The sequence below is a fragment of the Psychrobacter sp. NPDC078631 genome, assembly GCF_050268165.1.
Classification (GTDB): Bacteria; Pseudomonadota; Gammaproteobacteria; order Pseudomonadales; family Moraxellaceae; genus Psychrobacter.
The window spans coordinates 432501-444413 of record NZ_JBNNGG010000001.1 but is presented as its reverse complement, the minus strand read 5'-3'; the positions used below and the strand labels follow the sequence as shown (position 1 = coordinate 444413).

Genomic DNA, 11913 nt, shown 5'->3' with positions numbered 1-11913 from the left:
GCTCAATATTGAACGAGCAATAGCCCATAGGCTTAGGTGTTGGATTATAGGTATTGGATTAAATAAGCTCCACTTGCCCTACTCTAGAATAGGCACGGTTAAAGTAAACCAACCCTTCATCAGTTCCGCCTTGTGGCTCAGCCTGATTGATGGCGACAACGCGGCACATAAAGACGCTATGTGTGCCGACTTCTTGAATTTGTTCAATCTCACAATCAAAGCTGACCAAGGCATCTTCTAACACAGGAGCACCTGTTTGTAATTGTGTCCAAGAACCATATTCAAACCGTTCTTCTGAACACAATTTAGAGGCAAAAGCATTGGACAGCTGCTCATGTTGCGCGCCTAACACATTCACACTTAAAATCTTACTTTCCAGAAAGTAGCCATGTGACCGAGACGTTTGATTCATACAGACGAGCAAGGTCGGCGGTGTATCTGTGACACTACATACTGCCGATGCTGTAAACCCATGCATGCCCGTCGCGCCTGATGTGGTCACCACATTGACCGCAGTCGTTAGCAAAGACATAGCATCTCTAAAGTCGGTCGCGTCAATCCTATCTTTAATCATTGCTTCAATCCCGAGAAACGTTAAAAATAACGTTAAAAAATTGTGCTTCAATTTTAGTTTTGCAAGGGAAATTCTTTAAATAGAATTTCCTAAACGGCTAAACTCTAAGCAGTTAGTTCTTGACGAACGATTTGAGCACCAGCGCTTAATGCCGCGAGCTTACCACGTGCGACTTGGCGAGACAAAGGTGCCATGCCGCAGTTAGTGGCAGGATACAGCTTATCGGCATCGACAAATTGTAGCGCTTTGCGTAGCGTATCTGCCACCTCTTCTGGTGTCTCAATAGTGTTGGTTGCCACATCAATGGCACCGACCATCACCTTCTTACCGCGAATCAGCTCAATCAGATCCATAGGTACACGTGAGTTTTGACACTCAAGTGAGACAATATCGATTTTCGACTGTTGCAGTTTAGGGAACGCTTTTTCGTATTCGCGCCACTCTGAGCCCAGTGTCTTTTTCCAATCAGTATTGGCTTTGATGCCATAGCCGTAGCAAATATGGACAGCTGTCTCACATTTTAGGCCTTCAATGGCACGCTCTAAAGTTGCAATACCCCAGTCGTTCACATCATCAAAGAATACGTTAAATGCGGGCTCATCAAACTGGATAATATCAACACCAGCCGCTTCTAACTCTTTTGCTTCTTGGTTCAGGATTTTAGCAAATTCCCAAGCCAATTTTTCACGGCTTTTATAATGACCGTCATATAACGTATCAATCATCGTCATCGGCCCTGGCAAAGCCCATTTGATTGGCTGATCGGTTTGCTGACGTAAAAACTTGGCATCATCAACGAATACGGACTTTGGACGGCTCACCGCACCAACAACTGACGGCACGCTCGCATCATAACGATTACGGATTTTGACCGTTTCGCGCTTCTCAAAGTCAACACCATCAAGGTGCTCGATGAACGTAGTCACAAAGTGCTGACGGGTCTGCTCGCCATCACTCACAATATCAATGCCTGCATGCTGTTGTTCTTGCAATGATACACGTAGCGCATCTTGCTTGGCTTCAAGCAACTGCTCGCCTTCTAACGCCCAAGGTGACCAAATTTTCTCGGGTTCTGCTAGCCAAGAAGGTTTTGGTAAGCTGCCAGCGGTAGACGTTGGTAATAGTAGTTTCATACGATTTATCTTCTAATTAATTTATTTTTTATTATGTTGATGAGTAATACTCAGTTAAGCGGCTTGCTTCCTAGCCGTTTCTTTTTCAGCAGCTTCTTTTTGAGCAGTATCGCCTGTTACATCATAGTTTGCAGCCCATTCCTCAAGGATTGTTTGATACGGCTTAATAAAATGCGTCTCAGTAAATCTGCCTTGGGTCACTGCCATCTGACTGCGTTCGGCACGGTCATAGACCACTTGAGTCAATGAATAATCTTGGTAGTTCAGGCTAGGTTGATACACTTGTCCAGCGCTTGAGTTGGCATTGTAAATCTCAGGACGGTAAATCTTCTGAAAGGTCTCCATAGTACTGATTGCACTAATAAGCTCAAGATCGGTGTAATCACTGAGCAAGTCCCCTGCAAAATAAAATGCTAATGGCGCGGCGCTACCTTCAGGCTTAAAATAACGTACCGTTAAGCCCATTTTATGAAAGTAGTCGTCGGTCAACGAGTATTCATCTTGCTTGTACTCAATGCCCAATACAGGATGCTGATTGACAGTACGGTAGTAAGTCTTGCTGGTTGAAACGCTCAGGCAAATCACAGGTTTTTTGTGAAAATGGGCATTGTAAGCTTCTGAATTCAATAAGTATTGAAACAGCTTGCCGTGCAACTCACCAAAATTATCTGGCGTGATTGATGCTAAATTCTTATCACGATGCTCTGGTAACACAATACTAAAGTCATAGTCACGCACATAAGAGGAGAAACTGTTGCCAACCATGCCGTCGATACGCTTGTTTTCTTTGTGATCCACAATCGTGGTTTTTAGCGTTTCGATAATAGGGAATGTCTGACCATTGCCTTTAACATCTAGATCGACAGAGATGATATCAACTTCAACAGAATAACGATCTGCCGTCAGATTATCCCAATGCGCCAATGCATTAAAGCGGTTATTGATCATGATTAACGTTTTGCGTAAGTTCTCTTGGCGGTGCTCGCCGCGTGCCAAATTTGCAAAGTTAGTCGTCAAACGCGTGCTATCTGCAGGCTGATAGTTTTCGTCAAAACGAATGTGCTTAATTGAACAATTGAATTCTTTACTCATGGTGATCCGCTACCTTATTTATCTGAGATAAAACCAAATCTGTGTATGAGGTGAATCATACCGAAATCTAAACATGAATAAAAACGATACAATTTAAACATAAGATGAATTTTATTCATCTTTCTTAGAATTAAAGATACATAGGAAATTGAACAGCGGAAGTTTTAAGAGTTCACTTAACGTATAACTAAGCCTTTAACATACTGGCGGCGAAGAAGGCTTTTATACTGCTTAAGAGTATTTGAGGCATAAAAAAAGGATACCGTAGTATCCTTTTTATTCAAATTCGAGCCTGATAACACATCGATTCTAGTGATGCTCACCAGGAAGAATTTTGGCAAAGGCACGCTGAGCAAGGTTAGGCTTGCTATCAGTCGTTTGTGCGGCGGTCGAACTTGGGAAAATGCGATAACCAATGGACTGGACACCAACGTTAAAGGCTGGTACCAGTGAATAAGTCGCCGAGGCAAATTTACCCATATTACTAGCGATGCTATTTGGCTTATGAACGATGGCTTTTGCGACCATCATCGCTGCTTCGTCAGGCATCAGTGCTGGCATATAACGATATAGCTTGGTTGGCGCAATCATCGGGGTACGCACAAGTGGCATAAAGATATTGGTCACTTTGATATTATCGCCTTTGACTTCAGCAGCCAAACAGCGACTAAATGCGTCTAAGGCAGCTTTTGACGCGACATACGCTGAAAAGCGCGGACTGTTTGCCAATACCCCAATTGAAGATATGTTCACGATTTGACCGGTCTGGCGACCAATCATCGTTGGCAAGAAACCAAGAATGATTTTGACCGCGCCAAAATAATTAATCTCCATGGTACGTTCAAAATCATGAAAACGGTTGACCGACTCATGCACTGAACGGCGAATCGAACGACCCGCATTGTTGACTAGTACATCGACATGCTTAAAGTCAGCCAAAATCTTTTCACTGGTTTTTTCAATCTCATCCATATTGGTCAGGTCGCATGGATAGTAGCTGGCCGCGCCGCCAAGCGTTTCAATATTTTCTTTGACCATTTTTAGCTTATCTTCAGTACGGGCCAGCAAAATAACATGCGCGCCGCATTCACTGAGCAAAAAAGCCGTACGCTCGCCGATACCACTTGAAGCGCCTGTGATGATAATATTCTTGCCTTTGACGGCTTTGGTGATTGCTTTTTTCGAGAGATTGGCCATAAAAAGTCCTTTTCGTTTATTCTATAGTTATTGGTATTCGGTTATAGCATAGCAAAAAATGTCGTATGGAGTGAACAAAACCATAGTGGGCGTTAGCTAACGGGACTTTTACAAATTTCGTCGACATAAATATTTATAAATACATTTTTAGCTTGTTGTTAATTACTAAGTGCTAAGTACTAAGTGTTAAGTGCTAAGCTTTTTTCTGATCAATTACGAGGAGTATCTACTTTGATAGACACACTAACTCACTATATCGACTTAATTGCCAAAATGATCGAAGTCATTGGCGTCCTCATTATGTTTTTTGGGCTATTTCTTGCTTTATATAGGGCTTTTCGATCGTCGGGGCATTTTAATAATGATACTTATGTTGAAATCAGACAGACCGTAGGCAAGTCTATATTGTTGGGGTTAGAGGTGCTAATCGCCGCTGATATCGTGGCTACTGTCGTCACCGAGCCATCGCTACGCAGCGTACTGGTGCTAGGTTTTATCGTACTGATTCGAACCTTTTTAAGCTTATCGTTACAGGTTGAATTAGAAGGTCGATTCCCTTGGCAAAATAGAAAGCCTGCGCCTGATAAACCGTCTGATACTGACAATCATACTGTGCCAATTGATAAAGCATAGCTGTTAGATACAAGAGCTATCAAAAGGCAAGACGTAAAAAGTACTATGAAAAGTAATTAGCACGAGTTTACAAAACAAGATTTAAGCGATTGCTACTCATGCGCCTGTAAAAAAGTCTCGACCACTTTGAATTGCCCAGCCGTGCTCTCTTCACCATACATCGCCTGTCTAAAGGCGTTAGAATTTGGAATGCCTGTCGTATACCATGCAATATGTTTGCGAGCGATACGGCAGCCTGAATACTCGCCGTAGAAATCATAAAGCTCTTGCAAATGAGCCAGTACGATCTCTTTTATCTCACTAACGCTCGGTGCCTCTAGACGCTCGCCAGTACGCAAAAAGTGCTCAATATCGCGAAATATCCATGGTTGCCCTTGTGCAGCACGCCCAATCATCACCGCATCACAGCCTGTCATCTCATAGACGTGTTGAGCTTTTTGTGCGCTATCGATATCACCATTGGCAATGACAGGAATGCTGATACTTTCTTTGACTTCGCGTATTAGCTCATAGCGTGCATTGCCTGTATACATGTCTTCACGCGTACGGCCATGAATAGCAATCGCTGCAATGCCTGCCTGCTCAGCACGCTTGGCGACTCGTAAGATATTTTCACGACCGTTTTCAAAGCCTAGACGTGTCTTTAGCGTGACAGGTGCATCAACGGCATTGACCGTTGCATCTAGCAATCGCGCGACCAAATCTTCGTCTTGCAACAATGCAGAGCCTGCCAGCTTACGACAGACTTTTTTGGCCGGACAGCCCATATTGATATCGATAATCTGTGCACCATTATCAATCTGATATCGTGCCGCTTCAGCCAGTTTGTCCGGCTCTGCACCTGCTATCTGTGCAGAAATAGGGGCAATCTCATTGTCAAAATTGGCACGGTACAAGGATTTTTTGCGTGCATAAAGAGCGGTATCAGCGATGATCATCTCGCTGACCGCATGACCTGCGCCAAATGACTTGCACAGTCGGCGGAAAGGATTATCCGTCACGCCTGCCATTGGTGCGACCATTAAACGGTTTTCAATCGTCAGGCCACCGATATTTAATGGCTGTAATAGCGGATGATCAGACAAAGTCGAGGACGAAGGTAAAATGGGAGAATCAATAGACATAAAAAACGGCTTGATTTGTAAGGAAAACAAGCCGTTATTCTAAGGATTCTTGCACTTATTGCAAGCGATTAACGCGAATAGCTTGCATAAGCATTACTCGTTTTTGATGCATCCCATGCATTATTTATCAAGCACACTGCCCTGCTCTAGCGTGATGTCGTCATCATGCTCTTGCATGCGCCATGGCAGACTATCAGGCGATACATTGAGGAAATGTAAATACTTCTCAAACTGATCAATGATGTCATTAATCACTGATTCAGATTTGTAGCCATATAAGTCATAGGTCTGACCACCACGGCGTAGATACACCTCAGCGCGATGATGGTGCTCTTGCGGTAAAGTATCTGCGCTGTCTTCCGTATAATAATCGGGCGCATCATGCTCAGATAGGCGCACTTCATACCAAAACTCGACATCGTCACCACGTTGCAACTCAAGCACCGCACGGTTATTGGCTGCGTCATAGTTGACCTCAGTCGTCCAGCCAGTTTCTGCAAATTTAGACGACACCTCCATCATCGAAGGCATAACCACTTCTTTGATATAGCTAAGAACCTTTTCACGCGTTGGCTTATCGGTCATATAATCAATACGCTCGCGCCATGCAGACGGTTTGAGTAAATGCGGCGGCAGTCTGTTGTCATTACCAAGGCTTTGATTACGATGTCCTTCGATACGCAGCGCACGCCACATACCAAACATAGAGATCAGAATAATAATCGCAAATGGTAACGCACTAACGATAGCCGCTGTTTGTAGGGCTTCTAAACCACCTGCAAGTAGCAATACTGCTGCGACAGCACCTTCAGTCACTACCCAAAAGCTACGCTGCCACCATGGTGTATCACTGCGACCACCTGCCGCTAACGAGTCGATTACCAATGAGCCAGAATCCGAAGACGTCACAAAAAAGGTAATAATCAATAAAATGGTCAACGACGATACAAATTCAGTAAACGGTAGATTCTCTAACAGTTTAAACAAAGCAATCGCTTGGTTGTTTTGTACTTCACTGATTAATGAGGTATAACCATCGACCATAATCATGTGTAGCGCGGTATCACCAAACACCGAAAACCAAAAGAACGTAAAGAAGGTCGGTACCAGCATCACACCCAATACGAACTCGCGAATGGTACGGCCACGGCTGATCTTGGCGATAAACAAGCCAACAAATGGTGCCCATGCAATTGTCCATGCAAAAATAAACAAGGTCCAGCTACCGATCCAATTGCTATTCTCGTATGCCTGCAAGCTAAAGGTACGTTCAACGATATTACCCAAATAGCTACCCGTATTTTCCATAAAGGCGTTCAAGATAAAAATGGTCGGACCGACAACAAATACGAACAGCATCAACGCAGTTGCTAATAGCATATTTAAAATAGATAAGCGTTTTACACCCTTATCCATACCTGCCAATACCGATACCAATGCCGCGGCGGTCACCAAGGCAATGGCTATCACCTGTACGGTCGTATTCACTGGAATGATATCTGGCAATAGATAATTGAGTCCCGCATTGATTTGCGACACCGACAAGCCAAGACTGGTAGCAATACCAAACATCGTACCTAATATCGCAAACACATCGACTGTATGACCGATAGGGCCATGAATCCTGTCACCAATAATCGGATACAGCGTCGAGCGTATTGATAGTGGTAGACCATGACGAAACGCAAAATACGCTAGTGATAAACCAACGACACCATAAATCGCCCAAATATGAAAACCCCAATGAAAATACGCAATTTGCATCGCTTCTTTTGCCGCAGCAATAGTTTGCGGATCCGACATTGGCGGACTAGAAAAGTGCATCACTGGTTCCGCTACCCCATAAAACAGTAGCGCAATCCCGTAACCTGCCGAAAACAGCATGGCAAACCATTCAAGGAATCCGTACTCCGCCTCAGCATGATCAGGACCCAGCTTGATACTGCCATAAGACGAAAACGCCAGTACAATAATGAACATCAAAAACAGTGCCACTGCCAGCATATAAAACCAGCCGAATGTCTCAGTCGTAAAACTAAGCACATCACTAAACAGAGCACCCGCTGCTTCAGGATTAATCGCCGTACCAATGACCAATAGCAGCATAATAATTGCTGCAGGTACAAAGACTGGTAATAAAATAGTCGAACGAGGTAATTTACTCATGAAAGACAATATCCTCAAAAGTTGACGATGCCTTTTTATGAAAATTTTTAATTAAGGCAAAGATTAGAAAATGTGTGTGAATGGTTATAATAATTATCACACTCTTTTCCAAAACCCTAGACAAGCGTTCAACTCGTAACACGACTTTAACGAATGTTACATGACTATTACCAAGAAAATAAAAAAGGCAGCTTGCTAGCTACCTTTTGATTGTATATGTATTTTTTTAGTGGTTTATAACCTATAAATGCTCGTTAATTCATAGGTGCTAATATTTTTTACCTATATTAAAATCATGTCGCTTTCTAACTATGCATCAATCACTGCCGCCAACTTCTGCGCAATATTTGCCAAATCATTATTATCAGCTTGGGTTACTGCATGACGACCCAATTCATGGATACTTGATGGAATGAGATGTACATGATAATGAAAGACTGTTTGACCTGCTTGTGAGCCATTCAACTGCATTTGGATAACGCCTTCACGCTCAAACACTTGACGCTGGGCTTGCATAACCTTTTTAGACGTCATTAATACCGCAGCAGCATACTCTGGCTCAAGATCGGCCAAATCTACCGCTTTTTGCTTCGGTATCACCAATACATGGCCTTCTGCTTGCGGCATGATGTCCATAAAGGCGAGCGTTTTATCATCTTCATATACTTTATGATACGGGATATCACCATCTAACATTTTGGCAAAAATATTATTGTCGTCGTAAGTAGTCTGTTGATTCAATTCAGTCATTATTTCTTCCTTTAAAAGTTTTATTATTAGTTAATTAATAGCTTAATAGCTATCCAAAATAGATAAAAGTATCTGTCATATAGTGGACGAAATATAGTTTTAGTACAAGTCAGTATGACAATCGAATTTGAAAAATAACAAGCCATATTCCAACCATGCTAGCTCACTAATTTATTGGCGAGTCATGCCTTTAAAATGTTATATTAACCCTCTATTTTAATAACGCTATGTTTATGGATTTGCCTACTTTGCCAACTCAACCAGATATAGATAATACTGCTGCAACCCTTGATAATAAGGGGGAACACTCTGATATTGAGAGTGAAAGTGGTACTCAAACCATCGATCCGAACGCTATCATATTAGCAGAAGCATTGACTGATAAAGCCATCAGCTGGCAGATACACAATTGTAAAATTATAAAGAAAACTGTCACACAAGATTTGCCACTGCCCTTTTTGTATCACTATGACAGTTTAGATGATGCGATCAAACAAACGCACCCGCTCACTCCTGAGTTACTGCTTCAATTTAACACACCTATGTCGGCTCATGAGGCTGCCAAGTTAATTGGTATTGACGATGAGCTGCTGACCAGTCCTTGGCATGTGAAAATTATCGGCTCGTTGGTCGTATTTAGTGAGGCATTGCAATTGGCCGTACGACTACACTGGACCAATACGGGTAAAGAGACGCAGCAGGTATATACCAAGGATGCTGCAGATGCAATTACGGCAGCGTTCAAAGACTGGCAGTTTTTTGGTCGTGTAGACGTCCTTTATAAAAATAATAAACAAATATTAATTAGTATTGACGAGCAAAACCCCAATACGCAAGCACTACCTGCCGAGTCACTGTTGACGATTGAAGCTAGTAGTGATTATCAACAGCTACTGGCTACTCATGCGCTTGCAGCCATTGTGAAATTAGAAGCAGACAAAGCTGATCTTCCTTGGTTTGAAAAAGCCATATTAGAACGTATTGAATAGATATTTTGAATAACGGTTTTTTCGCTCATCGCTTATGATTATTAATTCACTGTTATTAGCATATTGTTTTTAATTATTCATATCTAATGGTATGGTAACGAATTAGTATTATTCACTAGTACTCACTCTCTATAAAAAGCACACTATCCCTATTAAAACTAAGGGTGCACATTTTAACAACCCCGCCTATTTGTAAGGAATATCACATGGATTATCGCTCAAAAACCTCTACCGGCGGTCGTAATATGGCAGGCGCGCGCGCATTATGGCGTGCAACCGGCATGACTGACGGCGACTTTGGCAAGCCAATCATTGCGATTGCTAACTCTTTTACCCAGTTTGTACCCGGCCATGTGCATCTAAAAGACCTTGGACAACTGGTCGCCCGTGAGATTGAGCAAGCAGGCGGCGTTGCAAAAGAGTTCAATACCATTGCGGTCGATGATGGTATTGCGATGGGCCATAGCGGTATGTTGTACTCGCTACCAAGCCGCGATTTGATCGCTGATTCTGTCGAGTATATGGTCAATGCCCACTGTGCAGATGCGCTAGTTTGTATTTCTAACTGTGACAAAATCACTCCGGGTATGTTGATGGCCGCCATGCGCCTTAACATTCCAGTGGTATTTATCTCAGGTGGTCCAATGGAAGCGGGCAAAATCTTAGCCAGTACCGTTGGTAAGAGCCATAATACGGATAGTAGTGACAGTAGCGCTGTTCGCAAGCTTGACCTTGTCGATGCGATGATGGACGCTGCTGATGATAGCATCAGTGATGAAGACGTCGCCGCTATCGAAGCTTCAGCCTGCCCTACTTGTGGTTCGTGCTCTGGTATGTTTACCGCCAACTCGATGAACTGCTTGACCGAAGCTTTAGGCTTAGCCTTACCAGGGAACGGCTCACTACTAGCTACTCACTCATTGCGCCGCGAGCTATTTTTAGAAGCGGGTCGTACAATCGTGTCGCTTGCCAAGCGTCGCTATGAGCAGGATGATGACTCTGTGCTACCACGCTCTATCGCTACCAAAGCTGCTTTTGAAAATGCTATGAGCTTAGATATCGCCATGGGTGGCTCAACCAATACCATCTTGCATTTACTTGCTGCTGCCAATGAAGCAGAGATCGATTTTAAGATGGCTGATATTGACCGTCTAAGTCGCGGTGTGCCTTGTCTTGCAAAAGTAGCCCCTGCCTCACAGAAGTACCATATGGAAGACGTGCATCGTGCTGGCGGTGTCTTTGCATTACTCGCTGAGCTTGATCGCGCTGAGTTATTAAAAACTGATGTGCCAACTATCCATAGCGCAACGATGAAAGAAGCCATCGATAAGTGGGACATCATGAACCCTGACAATCATGAGGCTCGCGCACGCTTCCTTGCAGCACCTGGTGGCGTACGTACCACAGAGGCGTTTTCACAATCAAAAGAGTGGTCAAACCTCGACGTCAACCGTGAGTCAGGCTGTATCCGTAGTGCCAAACACGCCTACTCTACAGATGGCGGCTTAGCCGTACTATATGGCAATATCGCTGAGCGCGGCTGTGTGGTCAAAACCGCAGGCGTCGACGAAAGCATCTTGACCTTTACTGGTCGCGCGCGTCTATTTGAATCACAAGATGATGCGGTTGCTGCGGTATTGGCTGATCAAATCGTTGCAGGCGATGTCGTCATCATTCGCTACGAAGGCCCTAAAGGCGGCCCTGGTATGCAAGAGATGCTGTACCCAACGACTTATCTGAAGTCAAAAGGATTGGGTAAAGAATGCGCCCTACTGACTGATGGTCGCTTCTCTGGTGGTACATCAGGTCTATCAATTGGTCATGCTAGCCCAGAAGCTGCTGAAGGTGGGGCGATTGGTTTGGTCGAAGAAGGCGATAGCATTCATATCGATATCCCAAATCGTACCATCAACATGCAAGTGAGTGATGCAGACTTAGCTGCTCGCCGAGAAGCCATGGAAGCGCGTGGACGTGATGCATGGAAACCTGTCAACCGTGATCGTCATGTCTCGCCAGCATTACGTGCTTATGCGGCTATGACCACCAGTGCTGATACTGGTGCCGTCCGTGATGTGAGTCAAGTCGAACGCTAGTCTATAAGCTATTGATGATACAAACATACTGATAAAAATGTATTAAGCCTGCGCAACGCAGGCTTTTTTTTCACCAAAAAACAACGTAGCTGTCGTTTTGATAACTATTTTTTGCGGTAATTATTTTATTTTGACGTCATGATAAAGAGTATCAGTGACTGA

Annotated in this window: 10 protein-coding genes; 3 read left to right on the top strand and 7 right to left on the bottom strand. The window is 43.7% G+C overall.

All coding sequences use genetic code 11. The features are described from left to right. Positions 1-58 precede the first annotated feature (58 nt). The 4 genes from ACQKCP_RS01780 to ACQKCP_RS01765 all read right to left on the bottom strand — a co-directional run bounded on the left by ACQKCP_RS01780 (position 59) and on the right by ACQKCP_RS01765 (position 3996). Positions 59-574 carry a flavin reductase gene (locus tag ACQKCP_RS01780; RefSeq protein ID WP_427611050.1) on the bottom strand — a complete coding sequence of 172 codons (516 nt, stop codon included), beginning with the start codon at positions 572-574 and terminating at the stop codon, positions 59-61. 104 nt (positions 575-678) lie between these two features. Then, positions 679-1707, bottom strand: coding sequence for a methionine synthase (locus ACQKCP_RS01775; RefSeq protein WP_201572630.1), 1029 nt, complete (start codon positions 1705-1707; stop codon positions 679-681). Between the two features lie 54 nt (positions 1708-1761). After that, positions 1762-2799: a DUF1852 domain-containing protein gene (locus tag ACQKCP_RS01770; protein WP_427611049.1), complete on the bottom strand. Its 1038-nt coding sequence runs from the start codon at positions 2797-2799 to the stop codon at positions 1762-1764. A gap of 309 nt (positions 2800-3108) precedes the next feature. Then, on the bottom strand, positions 3109-3996 hold the full coding sequence (locus ACQKCP_RS01765) for an SDR family NAD(P)-dependent oxidoreductase (RefSeq protein WP_057759469.1): 888 nt from the start codon (positions 3994-3996) through the stop codon (positions 3109-3111). Positions 3997-4227: 231 nt separating this feature from the next. Here ACQKCP_RS01765 and ACQKCP_RS01760 point away from each other — a divergent pair, with 231 nt between their 5' ends. Then, complete coding sequence (locus ACQKCP_RS01760; protein ID WP_427611048.1) at positions 4228-4629, top strand: DUF1622 domain-containing protein; 402 nt, start codon at positions 4228-4230, stop codon at positions 4627-4629. Between the two features lie 92 nt (positions 4630-4721). On the opposite strand, the gene dusB is transcribed toward ACQKCP_RS01760, so the two are convergent. The 3 genes from dusB to ACQKCP_RS01745 form a co-directional block, all read right to left on the bottom strand. Further along, complete coding sequence (gene dusB, locus ACQKCP_RS01755) at positions 4722-5753, bottom strand: tRNA dihydrouridine synthase DusB (RefSeq protein ID WP_201547384.1); 1032 nt, start codon at positions 5751-5753, stop codon at positions 4722-4724. A 120-nt stretch (positions 5754-5873) separates the two neighbouring features. After that, a complete protein-coding gene (locus ACQKCP_RS01750; RefSeq protein WP_427611047.1) occupies positions 5874-7919 on the bottom strand; it encodes a BCCT family transporter in 2046 nt (681 codons plus the stop codon). Positions 7920-8228: 309 nt separating this feature from the next. Beyond that, positions 8229-8669 carry an HIT family protein gene (locus ACQKCP_RS01745; protein ID WP_427611046.1) on the bottom strand — a complete coding sequence of 147 codons (441 nt, stop codon included), beginning with the start codon at positions 8667-8669 and terminating at the stop codon, positions 8229-8231. 233 nt (positions 8670-8902) lie between these two features. Between ACQKCP_RS01745 and ACQKCP_RS01740 the strand changes: the two genes are divergently transcribed. Both ACQKCP_RS01740 and ilvD read left to right on the top strand, forming a co-directional pair. Then, positions 8903-9658, top strand: a complete 756-nt coding sequence (locus ACQKCP_RS01740) for a hypothetical protein (RefSeq protein WP_427611045.1) — start codon at positions 8903-8905, stop codon at positions 9656-9658. 206 nt (positions 9659-9864) lie between these two features. Continuing rightward, the gene (ilvD, locus tag ACQKCP_RS01735) at positions 9865-11751 is read left to right on the top strand and encodes a dihydroxy-acid dehydratase (RefSeq protein WP_057759459.1); all 1887 of its coding nucleotides are present in this window, start codon (positions 9865-9867) and stop codon (positions 11749-11751) included. The last annotated feature ends 162 nt before the right edge of the window (positions 11752-11913 follow it).